The following is an 18,559-nucleotide window of genomic DNA, read 5'->3' as shown; positions in this document are numbered from 1 at the left end:
GGCGTGGCGCCCCGCCCCTTCGGGCCGGCTCGTTGTTTTTTGTTGGGTTTTGGGCGCCGGGGGGCGGGGGGGGCCCCCCCGCCGGGGCCGGCCGCGCCCGCCCCCCACAAGAGGGGGGCATCACATGGAGTTACGAGTCAGGGTTGTGCGGATCCGGCCGTCGGGTGACGGTTCGGCCGACGAACGGTTCCACACCGGGGGGTGGACGGAGGCGTTCGCCGAGTGGATGACAGAGGACCGGAGGCTGAGCCGGTCCGTACGCGAGCGGGAGGGGCGCGTGCCGCCCGGCGACGGCGGGATGTCACCGGACCCGGTGGAGTGGATCAGCCTCGCCGTCGCCTCCGCCTCGCTGCTCACCGACCTGATCGGCCTGTTCGGTGACTTCCGTGCCTCGCTGCCCCGCCGGGAACAGCAGTCCGCGCGACTGGAGGTGGAATGCGGGGACACGCGCGTCACCGTGTACGGCGAGACGGCGGAGGATGCCGCCCGCGCGGCACGCGCACTGGGCCTGCTGCCGGAGGACGACGGGGAGGCGCCCGGCCGTGCCGCTTCCTGACCCGTCACGAAGCCACGCCGTCCTCATCGGCGTGCACGACTACCGTCACCTCGCTGCTCTGCCCGGTGTGGCGGCCGGCGTCGCCAGACTGGCCGAGCTGCTGCGCGACCCGACGGTCTGGGGGCTGCCCCGGGGCAACGTCACCGTTCTCCCCGGTGACGCCTCCGCCGACGACGTCCTCAGGGCGGTGCGCGGCGCCGGACGGGCGGCGACCGACACGCTCCTCGTCTACTTCGCGGGGCACGGGCAGCGGGAACCCAGAAGCGAGCAGCTGTACCTGGCGCTGGCCGACGCCGACCGGTACGACGTGACGATCGGGGCGCTGCCGGAACGCGAACTGCGCCGCATGGTCAGACGGGAGGGACGGTACGCACGCCGTCACATCACACTGATCGACTCCTGCTACAGCGGCCTGGCCATCCCCATGGGCGGCTCCGCGACCGTCCTGGAACGCCCGGACCAGGTCCGGCTGCTGGTCGAGTCCAAGGAGCGGAACGCAACCGGCCCGGGTGGCGGCGACGAGGACTTCGGCGGCTATGTGCTGACCTCGGCGTCGGGCACCCAGCGCTCGTTCACCCTGCCCGGCGGCTACCCGGAGTTCACCGGCGCGCTGATCGAGGTCCTGGACAAGGGCATCGCCGGGGCGGGCCCGACGCTGAGCGTCCCCCGCGTCTGGCGGCGCGTCCGGGAGCAGCGAGCCAGAGCCACGCCCCAGCTGAACGGGCTCAACATCGCGGAGGAGGAGCCCTGGGTCCGCAACCGCGCCCACGACGCCGGGCGGGACGCCGTGCCGCCGCGGCGCATCGTCCGCGCCGAAGCGGCCCCGATGCCCCCTGCGGCCGCCCCCGCCGCGGGCTTCCCGTTCGACACCGTCCAGGGCGGCGGATACCGGATCAGGGCGGTCAAGGAGCAGCTGGACGACGTCCTCGCGAAGGTGAGGGACCCCCGCCGCGGATGGCAGGCCCAGGCACCCCATTTCCGCACCGTGTCCGGCAGGTGGTTCTGGGGGTACGACATGCGGCAGGTCGACGCCCACATCGAGCGGCAGCGCGCAGAGCCCACGGAGCCGGCCGACGCCCTTCGCCTGCTGCTGGCGCGTCAGGGCGTCAGCGTCGTACCCGGCGCCGAGGGCAGCAGCCGGGTGAGGGAGAAATGCGGTGTCCCCGGCACGGAGCGGCTGATCGGGCATCACCCGTCCCGCTTCGACAAGTCGGGGACGATAGCCTTCACGGACAGCCACCTGTGCCTGTACTCCTCCTCCGGCCTGCTGCGGATCCCCTACTCCGCGCTGGACGGCATGGTCGTGGACACGTCATACAAGGAGGTTGACACCGGTGTCGTCAATGATCAGACCGTGATCCTGGACAAGACCTGGATCGGCGTCACCCAGGTCACCTTCGGGCACCGCACCCTGAGGTTCGCGGGAGGGCGCCCGGAGCCGGTGCAGCAGGTGCTGTGCGTCTTCCGGCCCGCGGTCGCCGATCTCCGCAGACGCCACCCGGAGTGGTTCCGCTAGGCGGCCGGGCGCCCCTTCGGCATGGGCGAGAATGGTGCCATGAGTCTGTTCCGCGACGACGGCATCGTGCTGCGCACCCAGAAGCTGGGTGAGGCGGACCGGATCATCACGCTGCTCACCCGCGGTCACGGGCGGGTGCGGGCCGTGGCGCGCGGGGTGCGGCGCACCAAGTCGAAGTTCGGGGCCCGGCTGGAGCCGTTCTCCCACGTCGACGTGCAGTTCTTCGCCCGCGGGAGCGAGCTGGTCGGGCGCGGCCTGCCGCTGTGCACGCAGAGCGAGACGATCGCTCCGTACGGCGGCGGGATCGTCACGGACTACGCCCGGTACACCGCCGGGACCGCCATGCTGGAGACCGCCGAGCGGTTCACCGACCACGAGGGCGAGCCGGCCGTGCAGCAGTACCTGCTGCTCGTCGGGGCGCTGCGGACGCTCGCCCGGGGCGAGCACGCGCCGCACCTGGTCCTCGACGCCTTCCTGCTGCGCTCCCTCGCCGTGAACGGGTACGCGCCCAGCTTCGACGCCTGCGCGAAGTGCGGGATGCCCGGCCCGAACCGGTTCTTCTCCGTGGCCTCCGGCGGCTCCGTCTGCGTCGACTGCCGGGTGCCCGGCAGCGTCGTACCGTCCCCGCAGACCCTGGTACTGCTCGGGGCGCTGCTTACGGGAGACTGGGAGACGGCGGACGCGTGCGAGGCGCGGTACGTCCGCGAGGGCAGCGGGCTGGTGTCCGCCTACCTGCACTGGCATCTGGAGCGCGGGCTGCGTTCGCTCAGGTACGTCGAGAAGTAAGAGGGAGACGAGAAGCACATGGTCGTTCGCGGGATCCTGGGGCGCCAGCGGCGCGAGTACAAGGCGCCGGAGCCGCACCCGTCCGGTGCCCGCGCGCCCAAGCTCCCCGGTGAGCTGGTCCCGAACCACGTCGCGATCGTCATGGACGGCAACGGGCGGTGGGCCAAGGAGCGGGGGCTGCCGCGCACCGAGGGGCACAAGGTCGGCGCCGAGCGGGTGCTGGACGTGCTCCAGGGCTCCATCGAGATCGGCGTGCGCAACATCTCCCTGTACGCCTTCTCCACCGAGAACTGGAAGCGCTCGCCCGACGAGGTCCGCTTCCTGATGAACTTCAACCGCGACTTCATCCGCAGGACCCGTGACCAGCTCGACGAACTCGGCATCCGGGTGCGCTGGGTGGGCCGGATGCCGAAACTGTGGAAGTCCGTCGCCAAGGAGTTGCAGGTAGCCCAGGAGCAGACGAAGGGCAACGACCTGCTCACCCTGTACTTCTGCATGAACTACGGCGGCCGTGCCGAGATCGCCGACGCCGCGCAGGCCCTCGCCGAGGACGTGAGGGCGGGCCGGCTCGACCCGTCGAAGGTCAACGAGAAGACCATCCAGAAGTACCTGTACTACCCGGACATGCCGGACGTCGACCTGTTCCTGCGCCCCAGCGGCGAGCAGCGCACCTCCAACTACCTGCTCTGGCAGAGCGCGTACGCCGAGATGGTCTTCCAGGACGTCCTGTGGCCCGACTTCGACCGCCGTGACCTGTGGCGGGCGTGCATGGAGTTCGCCTCCCGCGACCGCCGCTTCGGCGGGGCCGTGCCGAACGAGGAACTGCTCGCCATGGAAGCCGCCATGAAGGGCGATGCCACCTCCTAGCCACCGGTCGTTCAGCCGGGCCGCCGAGGATGCGGATCATGAGACGTCTCACCTCTGTCCTCGCCCTCGGCGCCCTGCTGCTCACCGCCCTGCCCGCACACGCGGCCGACGGCCCCGCGCACCGCGAGAGCTACGGCACGAAGGCGCCCTACTCCCCGGGGCAGGGCCCGCACACCTACCAGCGCCCCCCGGCCGGTTTCGTACCCGTCTTCACCGAGAACGTCTCCCGGCACGGGTCCCGGGCCGCGAGCGACAGCGAGGACGGCGACCTGGTCCTCGCGCTGTGGGAGCAGGCCGAGGCGGAGGGACAACTCACCGACCGAGGGCGGGAGTTCGGGCCCGTCGTCCGCGCCCTCCAGGCCGCGATGGCGAAGACCGGCTACGGCAACCTCAGCGGGCGCGGCCGGCAGGAGATGGCGGACACGGCCGTCCGGCTCCAGCGACGGCTGCCGTCCCTGTTCCGGAAGATCGCCGACGACGGCGAGAAGATCGACGTCGTCAGCTCCGGGCAGGCGCGGGCCGTGGACAGCGGCACCGCGTTCACCGACGCCCTCGCCGCCGCCGAGCCCGCGCTCCGGCCGCTGATCGGGCCGGTGCGCACCGACAAGGACCTGCTGTACTTCCACAAGGCGGCGGGCGGTGCCGCCTACCGCGACTACGTCGAGAACGACCAGCGCCTGAAGAACACCCTGCACGGCGTCACCGACCAGCCGAGGACCCGCAAGGCCGCGCACAGCGTCCTGCGGAAGGTGTTCGAGGAGCCCTTCGTCGCGCGGATCGGCGACCCGGTGGGCGCCGCCCAGGCCGTCTACGACCTGTACGCCATCGCGCCCGCGATGAGCGAGGAGAGCCCGGACGGCAGGGGCTGGGGCATGGAGCGCTTCGTCTCCCGGTCGGACGCGGCCTGGTTCGGCTATCTCTCCGACGCCGAGGACTTCTACGAGAAGGGGCCCGGCTTCGCCGGCAGCGACATCACCTACAGGATGGCGGACGTCCTGCTGGACGACTTCTTCCGGCAGGCCGAGGCCAAGCGGGCCGGCACCGGCGACCTCGGGGCCGAACTGCGGTTCAGCCATGCCGAAGAGATCATTCCGCTGGCCGCGCTGATGAGGCTGCCGGGGAGCACGCGGGCGGCGGAGCCGGGCGAGGCGTACACGTACGCGAACAATCCCTGGCGAGGGGCGGACGTGTCCCCGCTGGGGGCCAACATCCAGTGGGACGTCTTCGCCAAGGGCGACCGGTACCTGGTCCGGATGCTCTACAACGAGAAGGAGACGGCCTTCAAGGCGGGGTGCCGTCCGGTGGCCGAGGGCAGCGTCTTCTACGACCTCGACGAGCTGGAGCGCTGCTTCGGGCGGAGCTGAGCCGGGCTTCCCGCGCCCCGGGGGGCGCGGGGCACCGCGCGGCCGGACGACCGGTCAGCCCGCCGCGCAGTCGGCGCAGGTGCCGAAGATCTCCACGGTGTGCGCCACGTTGACGTAGCCGTGCTCCGCCGCGATGGCCTCCGCCCACTTCTCGACGGCCGGGCCCTCCACCTCCACCGCCTTGCCGCAAGCGCGGCAGACCAGGTGGTGGTGGTGTTCGCCGCTGGAGCAGCGCCGGTAGACGGACTCGCCGTCGGAGGTGCGCAGGACGTCGACCTCGCCGGCCTCGGCGAGGGACTGCAGCGTGCGGTAGACCGTGGTGAGCCCGACCGAATCGCCCTTGTGCTTGAGCATGTCGTGCAGTTCCTGCGCGCTGCGGAACTCGTCGACCTCGTCCAGGGCCGCCGCCACGGCTGCCCGCTGGCGGGTCGCACGGCCCTTCACGGGCGGTCCAGCGGTCGTCACCGGTTGCCTCCTCCACGTCTGGCGTCTGCCCGGGCCATTGTGCCAGCCCGGGCTGTCGGCGGTCAGACGCCGATCTCCTCGCCGGCGCCGCGCGCGGCCGGGATCGAGCACTCCGCCGGGTCGCCGGCGGGCTGGGCCGCGGCGGCCGCGCGGGCGCGTCGCCGGGCCAGCGGGGTGGCCAGCGTGGTCAGCGCGAGGAACGCGGCGATGGTCAGCAGGACGATCGTGGCGCCGGGCGGGACGTCCTGGTAGTACGACGTGATCGTGCCGCTGACGGTCACGGCCACGCCGATCGCCACCGCGATCGCGAAGGTGACGGCGAAGCTGCGGCTGAGCTGCTGCGCCGCCGCCACCGGGACGACCATCAGCGCGGACACCAGCAGCAGGCCGACGACCCGCATGGCGACCGTGACGGTGACGGCCGCGGTGACCGCCGTCAGCAGGTTCAGGGCGCGCACCGGCAGGCCCGTGACCCGCGCGAACTCCTCGTCCTGGCTGACCGCGAACAGCTGGCGGCGCAGGCCCAGGGCGACCAGCAGGACGAACGCGGCGAGCACGCAGATCGCGGTCACGTCGGACTCGGACACCGTCGACAGGGAGCCGAACAGGTACGACACCAGGTTGGCGTTGGAGCCGCCCGGCGCGAGGTTGATCAGCATCACACCGCCGGCCATACCGCCGTAGAACAGCATGGCCAGGGCGATGTCGCCGCGGGTCCTGCCGTACCAGCGGATCAGTTCCATCAGGACCGCGCCGAGGACGGAGACGGCCGTCGCCATCCACACGGGGGAGGTGGACAGCAGGAAGCCGAGGCCGACGCCGGTCATGGCCACGTGTCCGATGCCGTCGCCCATCAGGGCCTGGCGGCGCTGGACCAGGTAGATGCCGATCGCGGGCGCGGTGATGCCGACCAGCACGGCGGCCAGCAGCGCCCGCTGCATGAAGGCGTAGTTCAGGAAGGTCATCAGCTCAGCAGTCCCGTGCGGATCGGTTCGGCGCCCGCCGGTGCGTGCGGGTGTACGTGGTCGTGGCCGGGCAGCGCGTGCTGGCCGACCGCGCGCGGCGGCGGCCCGTCGTGCAGCACGCAGCCGTCGCGCAGGACGACCGCCCGGTCGATCAGGGGCTCCAGCGGGCCCAGTTCGTGCAGGACGAGCAGGACCGTCACCCCGGCCTCGACCTGCTGCTCCAGCGTCCGTGCCAGGACCTCCTGGCTGGCCAGGTCGACCCCGGCCATCGGCTCGTCCATGATCAGCAGCTCGGGTTCGGCGACGAGCGCGCGGGCGATCAGCACCCGCTGGTGCTGGCCGCCGGAGAGGGCGTCGACCGGGTCCTTGGCGCGGTCCGCCATGCCGACCAGTTCCAGGGCCCGGCGCACGGCCTCGCGGTCGCTCCTGCGGAAGACGCCGAAGCGGGTGCGGGACAGCCGGCCCGCGGAGACGATCTCGGTGACCGTCGCCGGGACCCCGCCCGCGGCCGTCGTGCGCTGCGGTGCGTAGCCCACGCGCGCCCAGTCCCGGAAGGACCGGCGCGGGGTGCCGAACAGCTCGATCGTGCCGCCGCTGACCGGTACCTGGCCGATGATCGTGCGGATCGCCGTGGACTTGCCGGAGCCGTTCGCGCCGAGCAGCGCGACGACCTCGCCGCGGCCGACGGTGAGGTCGATGCCGCGCAGGACGGGGCGCGCGCCGAGTTCGGCGGTCACCCCCCGCAGGGATATGACAGGCCGGCTGGTCATCTCTTCTCCCGTCACTTGGCACCCAGCGCCTTCTGGAGGGCCTTGAGGTTGGCCTGCTGGACCGCGAAGTAGTCCCGGCCGCGGGACCTGTCGGTGATGCCCTCGATCGGGTCGAGGACGTCGGTCCTCAGGCCCGTGTCGTGCGCGATGGTCCTGGCGGTCTTGTCGCTGACGAGCGTCTCGTAGAACACGGTGGAGACGCCGTCCGCCTCGGCCATCCGCTCCAGGTCCCGGACCCGGGCGGCGCTCGGCTCCGACTCCGGGTCGAGGCCGTTGACGGCCTCCTCGGTGAGGCCGTAGCGCTCGGCGAGGTAACCGAAGGCGGCGTGCGTGGTGAGGACGACCTTGCTGCGGGTGTGGGCGAGGCTCTGCCGGAACGCGAAGTCCAGCGCGCTCAGCTTCCCGACCAGCTTCGCGGTGTTCTCCCGGTAGTCGGCCGCGTGCTCGGGGTCGGCCTTCTCGAAGGCCTTGGAGACGCCCTCGGCGACCTGGGCGTAGCGCACCGGGTCGAGCCAGATGTGCGGGTCCTTGCCGGCGGGCTCCTCGCCCTGGTGGGTGTCGTGCTCGGCCGCGTGGCCGCCGACCTCGTTGCCGTGGTCCTCCAGCGTCGTGAAGGAGCCCGCCTCGATCTTGGTCTTCACCGGGGACTGGGCCACCGCGTCGTCGACGGACGGCTGGAGGTTCTTCAGGTACAGCACCGCGTCGGACTCCTCCAGCGCGGCGATCTGCTGCGGGCTGATCTCCAGGTCGTGCGGTTCCTGGCCGGGGGAGGTGAGAGTGGTGACGTGGACGTGCCTGCCGCCGATCTGCTCGGCGAGGAACTGCATCGGGTAGAACGACGCGACGACGTCGAACTTGGAGGTGTTCACCGCCGCGGCGCTGTCGGAGCAGCCGGTGAGGGTGCCGGCGCCGAGGGCGGTGACCGCGGCGAGCGCGGCGGCGGGTATGAGGCGCCGCGCGCCGGCGCGGGTGCGTCGTCGTACGTTCATGACAGTCATTTTCAACAAACATGGAAACCGTTGTCAACAACGCTCATCAGGTGGTCTTGGCAGGGGCCGATTTGGTCGTGGGGGAGCCTGCGCCGGTAACCTGAATCATTCGCTGGAAGCATCTCGCTTCAACGCCCGTCGTCGTAATGAAGAGAGCACCGTGGCCGCCGACAAGATCGACACCATCGTCAGCCTGAGCAAGCGCCGTGGCTTCGTTTTCCCCTGCAGTGAGATCTACGGCGGACAGCGTGCCGCCTGGGACTACGGACCGCTGGGTGTCGAGCTCAAGGAGAACATCAAGCGCCAGTGGTGGCGCTACATGGTGACGTCGCGCGAGGACGTCGTCGGTATCGACTCGTCCGTGATCCTGGCTTCCGAGGTCTGGGTCGCCTCCGGCCACGTCGCCACCTTCACGGACCCGCTGACCGAGTGCACCTCGTGTCACAAGCGGTTCCGCGCCGACCACCTGGAAGAGGCGTACGAGGAGAAGAAGGGCCACGCCCCGGCGAACGGCCTGGCGGACGTCAACTGCCCGAACTGCGGCAACAAGGGCCAGTTCACCGAGCCCAAGCAGTTCTCCGGTCTGCTCTCCACCCACCTCGGCCCCACCCAGGACTCCGGCTCCGTCGCCTACCTGCGCCCCGAGACCGCCCAGGGCATCTTCACCAACTTCGCCCAGGTGCAGACCACCTCGCGCCGCAAGCCGCCGTTCGGCATCGCCCAGATGGGCAAGTCGTTCCGCAACGAGATCACGCCGGGCAACTTCATCTTCCGCACCCGCGAGTTCGAGCAGATGGAGATGGAGTTCTTCGTCAAGCCCGGCGAGGACGAGCAGTGGCAGGAATACTGGATGGAGCAGCGCTGGAACTGGTACACCGGCCTGGGTCTCCGTGAGGAGAACATGCGCTGGTACGAGCACCCGAAGGAGAAGCTCTCCCACTACTCCAAGCGCACCGCCGACATCGAGTACCGCTTCCGGTTCGGCGGCTCGGAGTGGGGCGAGCTGGAGGGCGTCGCCAACCGCACCGACTACGACCTCTCCGCGCACTCCAAGGCCTCCGGCCAGGACCTCTCCTACTACGACCAGGACGCCGGCGAGCGCTGGACGCCGTACGTCATCGAGCCCGCGGCCGGTGTCGGACGCACCATGCTGGCCTTCCTGCTGGACGCCTACGTCGAGGACGAGGCGCCCAACGCCAAGGGCAAGATGGAGAAGCGGACCGTGCTGCGCCTCGACCACCGCCTCGCCCCGGTGAAGGTCGCCGTGCTCCCGCTCTCCCGCAACCCGGAGCTGTCCCCGAAGGCCAAGGGTCTCGCCCAGGCGCTGCGCCAGCACTGGAACATCGAGTTCGACGACGCCGGCGCCATCGGCCGCCGCTACCGCCGCCAGGACGAGATCGGTACGCCGTTCTGCGTGACCGTCGACTTCGACACCCTCGAGGACAACGCCGTCACCGTGCGCGAGCGTGACTCCATGAAGCAGGAGCGCGTGTCGCTGGACCAGATCGAGGGCTACCTGGCCAGCCGTCTGATCGGCGCCTAGTCACACCCTCGTATGCCGGACGGGCCGAGCAGGCGGGCCCGTCCGGCATACGCGTGTCCGGGGCCGGTCAGCGCCCCTGGAGCGCCCTGACGTTGTCGCCGAAGGTCCAGTTCTTCGCGCCGTCCCAGTTGACCGACCACGTCATCAGGCCCTTGAGCGACGTGCCGTAGTGCCGCCAGGCCTGCGAGACCTGCGACGGCGCCATGTAGCCGCCGCCCGCGCCGGGCTGTGCGGGCAGCCCCGGGACCTGCTTGTCGTACGGCACCCTGATCGTCGTGCCCTGGACCACCAGGCCCTTGTCGAGGCAGTCGGTCTGGGCGGTGAAGCCCTGCACGGTGCCGGCCGCGTAGGAGTCGCCGGAGCAGCCGTACATGCTGCCGTTGTAGTACTGCATGTTCAGCCACCACAGGCGGCCGTTGTCCGCGTACTTCTTGACGATCGGCAGGTACGCGCCCCAGATCGAGCCGTAGGTGACGCTGCCGCCGGTGACGTACGCCGTCTCCGGGGCCATCGTCAGGCCGAAGCCCGCCGGCATCCGCGCCAGGATCCCGTCGATGATGCGGATCAGGTTCGCCTGGGACGTGGAGAGTTGGCCGATGCTGCCGCTGCCGACCAGGCCCGTCTCGATGTCGATGTCGATGCCGTCGAAGTTGTACTTCTTCAGGATCGGGACGATCGTCGCCACGAACCGGTCGGCCACGGCGGAGGACGACAGGTCGATGCCGGCCGCCGCGCCGCCGATGGAGAGCAGGATCGTCTGGCCGGACGCCTTGGCCGCGCACATCTCGGCGGGCGTGGCCACCTTCACGCCGGCGTCCATGCCGTCCTCCCACAGCGCCGTGCCGTCGGAGCGGATCACCGGGAAGGCCGCGTTGATCACGTTGTAGCCGTGGGCGGGGATGCGGGAGTCGGTGATCGGGGTCCAGCCGAACGGCGGGTGGACGCCGTTGGCGGAGCCGTCCCAGTTCTCCCAGTAGCCCTGGAGCACCTTGCCGGCCGGTCTCGGCTTCACCGCGCAGGTGTCGGCGGCGGAGGCGGCGGGTGCGGTGGCGATGCCCAGGGGGACGAGGAACGCCGCGGTGAGCGCGGCGGCGAGCAGACGTCTGATCATGCGAGGCCTCCCGGTGGGGGTGCGGTGAGGTGTCGTAGCCATGACAGTGCGCTGGTCCAGACCTCTCGTCAATAGGTCTGGACCAATCGTGGATGGGAGTAACAAAGTTGGAGTGACAGATATTGAAATCTGTCAGCTGTCATGCGAGGGTGGAGCCATGACGATGCGAACCCGAACCCTCGGTACCACCGGCCCCCAGGTCTCCGCCCTCGGCCTCGGCTGCATGGGCATGTCCGGCATGTACGGCGAGGCGGACCGCGCCGAGTCGATCGCCACCCTGCACGCCGCCCTGGAGGCCGGCGTCACCCTGCTGGACACCGGCGACTTCTACGGCATGGGCCACAACGAACTGCTGATCGCCGAGGCGCTGCGCACCGCCCCGGCCGGCCTGCGCGAGAACGCGCTGCTGAGCGTGAAGTTCGGCGCCCTGCGCGACCCGGACGGCGGCTGGTCCGGCTTCGACGGGCGCCCCGCGGCCGTGAAGAACTTCGCCGCCTACTCCCTGCAGCGCCTCGGCGTCGACCACATCGACGTCTACCGCCCGGCCCGGCTCGACCCGGACGTGCCGATCGAGGAGACCGTCGGCGCGATCGCCGAGCTGGTCGAGAAGGGCTGGGTCCGGCACATCGGGCTCAGCGAGGTCGGCGCCGCCACCATCCGCCGGGCCGCCGCCACCGCCCCGATCGCCGACCTCCAGATCGAGTACGCGCTCATCTCCCGCGGCCCCGAGCGGGAGATCCTGCCCACCCTGCGGGAGCTGGGCATCGCCGTCACCGCGTACGGCGTGCTCTCGCGCGGGCTGCTCTCCGGCCACGTCAGGGCCGGCCGGCAGTTCGCCGCGAACGACTTCCGCGCGCACTCGCCCCGCTTCCAGGGCGAGAACCTCCAGCACAACCTCACGCTGGTCGATTCCCTGCGCAAGATCGCCGAGCAGAAGGGCGTCCCGGTCGCGCAGATCGCCATCGCCTGGGTGCTCTCCCGGGGCGAGGACATCGTGCCGCTGGTCGGCGCCCGCACCCGCGAGCGGCTCGGCGAGGCACTCGGCGCCCTGGACGTGACGCTGGACGCGGACGACCTCGCCGCCATCGAGAGCGCCGTACCGGCGGACGCTGCGGCCGGCGAGCGGTACGCCTCGGAACAGATGGCCATGCTCGACAGCGAACGGTGACCGGCACGCCGGGTACCGTCTAGGCATGCCACCGACCAGCGAGATCCTGACCGCCGAGCGCATCCTCAAAGCCACCGAGGAGGTGCTGCGCCGCCACGGGCCGGCCAAGGCCACCGTGGTCGACGTGGCCCGCGCGCTCGGCGTCAGCCACGGCAGTGTCTACCGGCACTTCCGTACCAAGGCGGCGCTGCGCGAGGCGGTCACCAAGCGCTGGCTGGACCGGACCTCGCAGCAACTCGCCGGGATCGCCGGCGCCGCGGACCGGTCACCGGAGCAGCGGCTGCGGGACTGGCTCGCCGCCCTGTTCACCGCCAAGCGGCACAAGGCGGGCGACGATCCCGAGCTGTTCGCCACCTACACCGTGCTGGCCGGGGAACTCGGCGGCGTGGTCCGCGAGCACATAGCCGACCTCACCGGCCAGCTGACCCGGATCATCGCCGCCGGCACGGAGACGGGCGCCTTCCGGGTGACCGACCCGGCCACCGCCGCCCGGGCCGTGTTCCAGGCCACCGGCCGCTTCCACGACCCCTGCTACGCCCGGGACTGGGAAAGCCCCGGCATCCAGGAGGAGTTCACCGCGGTGGTGGACCTGCTGGTACGGGGCCTCGGCGCATCCGCCGGGTGAGGACAGCAGCCACCGCACCCGCCCGGTGACCGGGGCCGCCCTCAGGCCGGGGCCCGCCTGAGGTGCCGTACCTGCGGGGTCGGTGCCGGGTCGGCACATGGCGACCCGGGTGAGCCACCGCACCCGCCCGGTGACCGGGGCCGCCCTCAGGCCGGGGCCCGCCTGAGGTCCCGTACCAGCGGGGTCGGTGCCGGGTCGGGCCATGGCGACCCGGGTGAGCAGGATCGCGATCCTGGCGGTTGGCGGTTGGCGGGACTAGGCGGGGCGCCCTGCCGTCGGCCGCAGGTGCGCACCGGACCGTGCGCTGGCCGGCCGCCCTGCCGCAGGCCGCCGGTGCCGCACCGGACCGCGCGCCGGCTGCCCGCCCGGACCACGAGCCCCCGGCCGTGCTGTCCCCGCGGCCGGCTTGCTCCTCCTCCTACCGTCCCCGGACATCCCGCCCTCCCGCCCCGGGCCGGACCGCCCGGCCGCACAGGAGCGTGCGGCACAACCGGCGGCGACGGGGAGGTCTGCGCGGCGCACCGGTCGAGTCGTGCCGCGGGCTCAGCCGACCGTCCGGGGCAGCCGCAGGCTCAGCAGGCCGGTCAGCACCGGACCGGCCAGCTGCACCAGCAGCGTGCCGATCAGCGCGTCCCGCATGCCGAGGTGCGGCACGAGGGTCAGGAACAGGGTGCCCAGCGTGGCCACGCCCAGGGCCAGCGCCGACTGCTGGGTGGTGACCATCACACCGCTGCCGACACCCGCCCGGGCGGACGGCACCTCGGACATCACGATCCGCATCACGTTGGGCAGCTGGAGCGCCTGACCGGCACCGGCCACCGCCGCGCCCGGCAACAGGGAGGCGATGCCCAGGTGCGGCCAGTCCCGCCACGCGGCCAGCAGGATCAGCAGCAGGCCCGCGCCCTGGACCGCGGCCCCGGCGGTGACCACCCGGGTGCCGTAGCGGGCGATCAGCCGGGGACCGGCGAGGGAGACGAGCAGGTACGCCACGGCCATCGGCGCGAGCGCGAGCCCGGCCTGCACCGGACCGAGCCCGGCGCCCTGCTGCAACGCCAGCGCGATCACGAACATGAACCCGCTGAAGCCGATGGAGAACGGCAGCAGCAGCTCCAGACCGTGCCGCATGGACGGCACCCGGAACAGGCTCGGCGGCACCAGCGGCGTCCGCCCCGACCGGTCCGCCCGCCGCTCCACCACCCAGAACGCGCCCGCCGCGAACGGGAACGCGGCCAGCGACAGCCAGGTCCACAGCGGCCAGCCGGCGGCCCTGCCCTCGGTGAGCGGCGCGAGCAGCGTCAGCAGGGACACCGCGAGCAGTACGGTGCCGGGGCCGTCCACCGGCTCCGGCTGCCGCGACCGGGTCTCCGGCACGTACCGGGCGGCGAGCACGAGCCCCAGCACGACCACCGGGACGTTGACGAGGAAGATCGCCCGCCATCCGGTCCCGGCGACATCGGCGGCGACCAGCACCCCGCCGAGGATCTGCCCGGCCACCATGGACAGGCCGGCCGTGGCGCCGTACAGGCTCATGGCCTTCGCGCGGCGCGCGCCGCTCGTGGCGGCCTGGATGGTGGCGAGCACCTGCGGCAGCATCGCGGCGGCCGAGGCGCCCTGCGCGACCCGGGCCGCCACCAGGCTCCAGGCACCGGGCGCGAGGCCGCAGGCCAGCGAGGTGAGCCCGAACGCAGCCATGCCGCCGAGGAACAGCCGCCGCCGCCCGAACAGGTCCCCGAGCCGCCCGCCGAGCACGAGCAGCACGGCGTACGCGACCCCGTACCCGGCGACGACCAGTTCCAGCACGGCCTCGCCCGCGGCGAGATCGGCGCCGATGGCCGGCAGGGCCACGTTGACGATGAAGAAGTCGACCAGCGGCAGCGCGGCGGCGACCAGGACGGTGAACAGCCCGGGGCCGCCGAGCGCGGGCGGCGGCGCGGCCGTCGGCCGGACGGCGGGGGCGGTGATGGTTTCCCTCATGCCCCCGAGCCTGCGGGACCGCTCAGACGGGTACCAGAGTCTTCTCATCCTGGTAGCGGGAGTACCTGGAAACACGCTGACGGACGCGGCACCCTGGGCCCATGACGACCACGGCCCAGGAAACCACCCTGCCGCAGCCGGCCCGGGGAGCGGAGATCCGCCGGCACGAGCTGGCCGCGTTCCTGCGCAGCAGACGGGAGCGCATCACGCCGGAGCAGGTGGGCCTGCCGCGCGGCGCCCGCCGCCGCACCCCAGGGCTGCGCCGCGAGGAGGTCGCCCAGCTCTCCGCGGTCGGCGTCACCTGGTACACCTGGCTCGAACAGGCCCGCGACATCCAGGTCTCCGTGCAGGTCCTGGACGCCCTCGCGCGCGCCCTGCGCCTCGACGCCAGCGAACGCGCCCACCTCTTCCAGCTGGCCGGCGCGACCGACCCGACCCCGGCCGCGAACTGCCCGGGCATCACACCCGCCCTGCGCGAGATGCTGACCCGGCTGGAGCCGATCCCGGCCTGCATCCAGAACAGCCGGTACGACATCCTCGCCTACAACCGCACCTACGGCCGCCTCCTCGGCGACCTGGACGCGGTCCCGGCCGAGGACCGCAACTGCATGCTCCTCGTCCACACCAGCAAGGAGTGGCAGGCGGCCGTCGTCCACCTGGAGGAGACCCAGCGCCTGATGGCCGCCCGGCTGCGCGCCTCCCTGGCCGGCCACCTCGGCGAGCCCGCCTGGAAGATGCTCCTGAAGCGGCTGGAGGAGTCCCCGGCGTTCCGCGAGAACTGGCAGCGCTACGAGGTGGTCGCCGCCCGCTCCAAGACCAAGGAGTTCCTCAACCCCCACGTCGGCCTGCTGACCCTGGAACACACGGACCTGTGGCTGGTCCCCGAGGCGGGCGCCCGGATGGTGACCTACACCCCGAAGAACCCGGAAACCCGCGAACGCCTGAACCGCTTGCACGAGCTGGCCTGCGGGGCGACGCCGTCCTGACGCCGGACCGCAGAGACCTGTGTCGGCGCTATGCCCGTTCCGCGGTTCCCACCGGTCGGCGGGGTTCTGTTGGTTCCAGGTCCGCGGCGGTGCGTTCGGCGGTGCGGTGGGCCCAGTGGCCGCTGGTGAGGAGGCCGAGGAGGAGGACGGCGAGGCCGCAGGCGGTCAGGATCCACCAGCCGGGGCGGGCGGCCGTGACGAACGTCTGGCGGTAGGGGGAGGAGCCGATGCGGGAGGCCAGGACCGCGCCGACCACCGCGACGCCGAGCGTCTGGCCCAGCTGGCGGCTGGTGGAGGCGACGGCGGCGGCGACGCCGGCCTGTGCGCGGGGCATGCCCGAGACCGCGGTGTTGGTGATCGGCGCGTTCACGAAGCCGAAGCCGATGCCGAAGAGGACGTAGCCGAGGAGGAGCGTGGCGTTCGCCGTCTCCGCTTCGAACGCGGCGAACAGGACGCCGCTCGCCGTCATCGCCGTACCCGCGACCAGGAGCGGCAGACGGGGGCCACGGCTGCCGACCAGGCGGCCGGAGAGCGGGGCGCACAGGAACGTCGGGGCGGCCATCGGCAGCATCCACAGGCCCGCGTGCAGGGCGTCGAGGCCGCGCACGTTCTGCAGGTACAGGGTGGACAGGAACAGGAAGCCGCCCAGCGCCGCGAACGCGCTGATCGCGATCACCGTGGCGCCGCTGAACGGGGCCGAGCGGAAGAACCGCAGGTCGATGAGGGGTTCCTCGCGCCGGGGCTCGTACCAGAGCAGGGCCAGCAGGGCGGCCACGGCGAGCGCGGCGAACGGCGCGACCGGGCCGGCGCCCGATGCCGGCGCCTCGATGATCGCGTACGTCAGCGCGCCGAACAGGGCGATCACCAGCAGCTGCCCGACCGGGTCGGGACGCCGGGCCCGGGGCGCGCGGGACTCGGGGACGAAGCGGAGGGTGAGGAGGAGGGCCGCCAGGCCGACCGGCAGGTTGATCCAGAAGATCGAGCGCCAGCTCACCGACTGCACCAGCAGGCCGCCGACCAGCGGGCCCGCCGCCATGGAGATGCCGACCACCGCGCCCCACACACCGATCGCGCGGGCGCGTTCCCGGGGGTCGGTGAAGGTGTTGGTGATGATCGACATGGCGACCGGGTTGAGCATCGAGCCGCCCACCGCCTGGACCATGCGGAACACGATCAGCAGTTCCAGGTTCGGGGCGAGGGAGCAGAGCACGGAGCCGACGGTGAACACCACCAGCCCCGCCATGAAGACGCGCTTGCGTCCGATCCGGTCGGCCGTGGAGCCCGCGAGCATCAGCAGCGAGGCCAGTACGAGCGTGTAGGCGTCGATCGTCCACTGGAGTCCGGACGTGCCGGCGTGCAGGTCGCGCTGCATCGAGGGCAGAGCCACGTTCAGTACGGTGTTGTCGAGGCTCACGATCAGCAGGCTCATGCAGCAGATCGCGAGCACGAGCAGGCGTCGGCGAGGGCTCAGCTCTGGCATGCGTCCCATCGTACGCGCGAATCAATAGTGCGTCTAACTAATGAGTCATACATGATCTCCGGACGGGCGGCCGGCCGGGTGAGGGACAATGGGACCTTGTTCCGTGTCCCTGTGCCGTCCATCCGTTCCGGAGCCCTGACGATGACCCACCCGCTCTCCATCGGCCCGCACGCCGTGACGCCGCCCGTCGTGCTCGCACCCATGGCGGGTATCACCAATGCGCCCTTCCGCACGCTGTGCCGGGAGTTCAGCGGCGGCAAGGGGCTGTTCGTCAGCGAGATGATCACCACCCGGGCGCTGGTCGAACGCAACGAGAAGACCATGCAGCTGATCAAGTTCGACGCGAGCGAGCAGCCGCGCTCGATCCAGCTGTACGGCGTCGACCCCGCGACCGTCGGCAAGGCCGTCCGCATGATCGCGGAGGAGGGCCTGGCCGACCACATCGACCTGAACTTCGGCTGCCCGGTGCCGAAGGTGACGCGCAAGGGCGGCGGGTCCGCGCTGCCGTACAAGCGGAACCTGCTGCGGGCGATCCTGCGCGAGGCGGTGTCCGGGGCCGGTGACCTGCCGGTGACCATGAAGATGCGCAAGGGCATCGACGACGACCACATCACCTATCTCGACGCCGGCCGCATCGCCGTCGAGGAGGGGGTGACGGCCATCGCCCTGCACGGCCGTACGGCCGCCCAGCACTACGGCGGCACCGCCGACTGGGACGCCATCGCCCGGCTGAAGGAGCACGTGCCGGAGATCCCCGTGCTCGGCAACGGCGACATCTGGTCGGCCGAGGACGCGCTGCGGATGGTGCGGGAGACCGGCTGCGACGGGGTCGTGGTGGGGCGTGGCTGTCTGGGGCGGCCGTGGCTGTTCGCGGACCTGGTGGCGGCGTTCGAGGGGCGGCCGGCGGATGTCGTACGGCCTTCCCTGCGGGAGGTCGCCGACGTGATGGTGCGGCACGCCACGCTGCTGGGGGAGTGGATCGGCGACGAGTCCAAGGGCGTGGTCGACTTCCGCAAGCACGTCGCCTGGTATCTGAAGGGCTTCGCGGTCGGTTCCGAGATGCGCAAGCGGCTTGCGATCACGTCGTCCCTGGAGGAACTGCGGGCCGGGCTGGACGAGCTGGATCTGGAGCAGTCGTGGCCCGTGGGGGCGGAGGGGCCGAGGGGGCGTACGTCCGGCAACAACCGGGTGGTGCTGCCGGACGGGTGGCTGAAGGATCCGTACGACTGTGCGGGCGTGAGTGAGGACGCGGAGCTGGACACCTCCGGCGGTTGAGCGTCCCCGGGGCTCGGGGTTGGCCCCGCCTGGTGTTCAGGCCTGCCTGGGGCTCCGCCCCAGACCCCGCCAGGGGCTCCACCCCTGGACCCCGGCCTCGCCCACCCACCACCCGACTC

Annotated in this window: 17 protein-coding genes; 10 read left to right on the top strand and 7 right to left on the bottom strand. The window is 71.9% G+C overall.

Features of this window, described 5'->3' with window-relative positions; genetic code table 11:
* Positions 1-124 precede the first annotated feature (124 nt).
* From ABZ923_RS37060 to ABZ923_RS37040, 5 genes are read left to right on the top strand one after another with little or no spacing between them, the layout of a single operon-like run.
* The gene (locus tag ABZ923_RS37060) at positions 125-556 is read left to right on the top strand and encodes a hypothetical protein (protein WP_361481338.1); all 432 of its coding nucleotides are present in this window, start codon (positions 125-127) and stop codon (positions 554-556) included.
* Positions 543-2,072, top strand: a complete 1,530-nt coding sequence (locus ABZ923_RS37055) for a caspase family protein (RefSeq protein WP_361481335.1) — start codon at positions 543-545, stop codon at positions 2,070-2,072. Before ABZ923_RS37060 ends, ABZ923_RS37055 begins: the two co-directional genes overlap by 14 nt.
* Before the next feature lie 39 nt (positions 2,073-2,111).
* Complete coding sequence (gene recO, locus ABZ923_RS37050) at positions 2,112-2,858, top strand: DNA repair protein RecO (RefSeq protein WP_189984284.1); 747 nt, start codon at positions 2,112-2,114, stop codon at positions 2,856-2,858.
* Positions 2,859-2,876: 18 nt separating this feature from the next.
* Positions 2,877-3,725 (top strand): isoprenyl transferase, encoded by an 849-nt coding sequence (locus ABZ923_RS37045; protein ID WP_361481332.1) that lies wholly within the window; start codon positions 2,877-2,879, stop codon positions 3,723-3,725.
* 38 nt (positions 3,726-3,763) lie between these two features.
* Positions 3,764-5,089 carry a histidine-type phosphatase gene (locus tag ABZ923_RS37040; protein WP_361481329.1) on the top strand — a complete coding sequence of 442 codons (1,326 nt, stop codon included), beginning with the start codon at positions 3,764-3,766 and terminating at the stop codon, positions 5,087-5,089.
* Between the two features lie 54 nt (positions 5,090-5,143).
* Here the strand turns inward: ABZ923_RS37040 and ABZ923_RS37035 are convergent, their stop codons facing one another.
* The 4 genes from ABZ923_RS37035 to ABZ923_RS37020 all read right to left on the bottom strand — a co-directional run bounded on the left by ABZ923_RS37035 (position 5,144) and on the right by ABZ923_RS37020 (position 8,278).
* Complete coding sequence (locus ABZ923_RS37035; RefSeq protein WP_189984287.1) at positions 5,144-5,554, bottom strand: transcriptional repressor; 411 nt, start codon at positions 5,552-5,554, stop codon at positions 5,144-5,146.
* Between the two features lie 62 nt (positions 5,555-5,616).
* A complete protein-coding gene (locus tag ABZ923_RS37030; protein WP_361481325.1) occupies positions 5,617-6,519 on the bottom strand; it encodes a metal ABC transporter permease in 903 nt (300 codons plus the stop codon).
* On the bottom strand, positions 6,519-7,289 hold the full coding sequence (locus ABZ923_RS37025; RefSeq protein ID WP_361481322.1) for a metal ABC transporter ATP-binding protein: 771 nt from the start codon (positions 7,287-7,289) through the stop codon (positions 6,519-6,521). Before ABZ923_RS37025 ends, ABZ923_RS37030 begins: the two co-directional genes overlap by 1 nt.
* A gap of 11 nt (positions 7,290-7,300) precedes the next feature.
* Entirely contained in the window at positions 7,301-8,278 is a 978-nt protein-coding gene (locus tag ABZ923_RS37020) for a metal ABC transporter substrate-binding protein (RefSeq protein ID WP_361481319.1), read from the bottom strand.
* Positions 8,279-8,438: 160 nt separating this feature from the next.
* Here ABZ923_RS37020 and ABZ923_RS37015 point away from each other — a divergent pair, with 160 nt between their 5' ends.
* Positions 8,439-9,821 carry a glycine--tRNA ligase gene (locus tag ABZ923_RS37015; RefSeq protein WP_361481317.1) on the top strand — a complete coding sequence of 461 codons (1,383 nt, stop codon included), beginning with the start codon at positions 8,439-8,441 and terminating at the stop codon, positions 9,819-9,821.
* Between the two features lie 67 nt (positions 9,822-9,888).
* On the opposite strand, the gene ABZ923_RS37010 is transcribed toward ABZ923_RS37015, so the two are convergent.
* Complete coding sequence (locus tag ABZ923_RS37010; RefSeq protein ID WP_361481314.1) at positions 9,889-10,932, bottom strand: chitinase; 1,044 nt, start codon at positions 10,930-10,932, stop codon at positions 9,889-9,891.
* Between the two features lie 157 nt (positions 10,933-11,089).
* On the opposite strand from ABZ923_RS37010, the gene ABZ923_RS37005 reads away from it, so the two are divergent.
* Positions 11,090-12,100, top strand: a complete 1,011-nt coding sequence (locus tag ABZ923_RS37005) for an aldo/keto reductase (RefSeq protein WP_361481311.1) — start codon at positions 11,090-11,092, stop codon at positions 12,098-12,100.
* 25 nt (positions 12,101-12,125) lie between these two features.
* Entirely contained in the window at positions 12,126-12,725 is a 600-nt protein-coding gene (locus ABZ923_RS37000; RefSeq protein WP_361481308.1) for a TetR family transcriptional regulator, read from the top strand.
* 543 nt (positions 12,726-13,268) lie between these two features.
* Here the strand turns inward: ABZ923_RS37000 and ABZ923_RS36995 are convergent.
* The gene (locus ABZ923_RS36995; protein ID WP_361481306.1) at positions 13,269-14,699 is read right to left on the bottom strand and encodes an MFS transporter; all 1,431 of its coding nucleotides are present in this window, start codon (positions 14,697-14,699) and stop codon (positions 13,269-13,271) included.
* A gap of 101 nt (positions 14,700-14,800) precedes the next feature.
* Here ABZ923_RS36995 and ABZ923_RS36990 point away from each other — a divergent pair, with 101 nt between their 5' ends.
* Positions 14,801-15,685: a helix-turn-helix transcriptional regulator gene (locus ABZ923_RS36990; protein WP_361481303.1), complete on the top strand. Its 885-nt coding sequence runs from the start codon at positions 14,801-14,803 to the stop codon at positions 15,683-15,685.
* Between the two features lie 28 nt (positions 15,686-15,713).
* Here the strand turns inward: ABZ923_RS36990 and ABZ923_RS36985 are convergent, their stop codons facing one another.
* On the bottom strand, positions 15,714-17,165 hold the full coding sequence (locus tag ABZ923_RS36985; protein WP_361481300.1) for an MFS transporter: 1,452 nt from the start codon (positions 17,163-17,165) through the stop codon (positions 15,714-15,716).
* A gap of 141 nt (positions 17,166-17,306) precedes the next feature.
* Between ABZ923_RS36985 and dusB the strand changes: the two genes are divergently transcribed.
* Positions 17,307-18,440, top strand: a complete 1,134-nt coding sequence (gene dusB / locus ABZ923_RS36980; RefSeq protein WP_361481297.1) for a tRNA dihydrouridine synthase DusB — start codon at positions 17,307-17,309, stop codon at positions 18,438-18,440.
* Positions 18,441-18,559: the final 119 nt, after the last annotated feature.

This window comes from Streptomyces sp. NPDC046881, assembly GCF_040645015.1.
Lineage (GTDB): Bacteria > Actinomycetota > Actinomycetes > Streptomycetales > Streptomycetaceae > Streptomyces.
Note: the sequence above shows the minus strand (reverse complement) of the source record. Positions and strands in the feature narration are given on the sequence as shown.

Excerpts from the sequence above, each read along its gene's own strand:
- ABZ923_RS37060 (WP_361481338.1), top strand. The coding sequence starts at position 125 with ATGGAGTTACGAGTCAGGGTTGTGCGGATCCGGCCGTCGGGTGACGGT.
- recO (WP_189984284.1), top strand. The coding sequence starts at position 2,112 with ATGAGTCTGTTCCGCGACGACGGCATCGTGCTGCGCACCCAGAAGCTG.
- ABZ923_RS37045 (WP_361481332.1), top strand. The coding sequence starts at position 2,877 with ATGGTCGTTCGCGGGATCCTGGGGCGCCAGCGGCGCGAGTACAAGGCG.
- ABZ923_RS37040 (WP_361481329.1), top strand. The coding sequence starts at position 3,764 with ATGAGACGTCTCACCTCTGTCCTCGCCCTCGGCGCCCTGCTGCTCACC.
- ABZ923_RS37030 (WP_361481325.1), bottom strand. The coding sequence starts at position 6,519 with ATGACCTTCCTGAACTACGCCTTCATGCAGCGGGCGCTGCTGGCCGCC.
- ABZ923_RS37025 (WP_361481322.1), bottom strand. The coding sequence starts at position 7,289 with ATGACCAGCCGGCCTGTCATATCCCTGCGGGGGGTGACCGCCGAACTC.
- ABZ923_RS37020 (WP_361481319.1), bottom strand. The coding sequence starts at position 8,278 with ATGAACGTACGACGACGCACCCGCGCCGGCGCGCGGCGCCTCATACCC.
- ABZ923_RS37010 (WP_361481314.1), bottom strand. The coding sequence starts at position 10,932 with ATGATCAGACGTCTGCTCGCCGCCGCGCTCACCGCGGCGTTCCTCGTC.
- ABZ923_RS37005 (WP_361481311.1), top strand. The coding sequence starts at position 11,090 with ATGACGATGCGAACCCGAACCCTCGGTACCACCGGCCCCCAGGTCTCC.
- ABZ923_RS37000 (WP_361481308.1), top strand. The coding sequence starts at position 12,126 with ATGCCACCGACCAGCGAGATCCTGACCGCCGAGCGCATCCTCAAAGCC.
- ABZ923_RS36995 (WP_361481306.1), bottom strand. The coding sequence starts at position 14,699 with ATGAGGGAAACCATCACCGCCCCCGCCGTCCGGCCGACGGCCGCGCCG.
- ABZ923_RS36990 (WP_361481303.1), top strand. The coding sequence starts at position 14,801 with ATGACGACCACGGCCCAGGAAACCACCCTGCCGCAGCCGGCCCGGGGA.
- ABZ923_RS36985 (WP_361481300.1), bottom strand. The coding sequence starts at position 17,165 with ATGCCAGAGCTGAGCCCTCGCCGACGCCTGCTCGTGCTCGCGATCTGC.
- dusB (WP_361481297.1), top strand. The coding sequence starts at position 17,307 with ATGACCCACCCGCTCTCCATCGGCCCGCACGCCGTGACGCCGCCCGTC.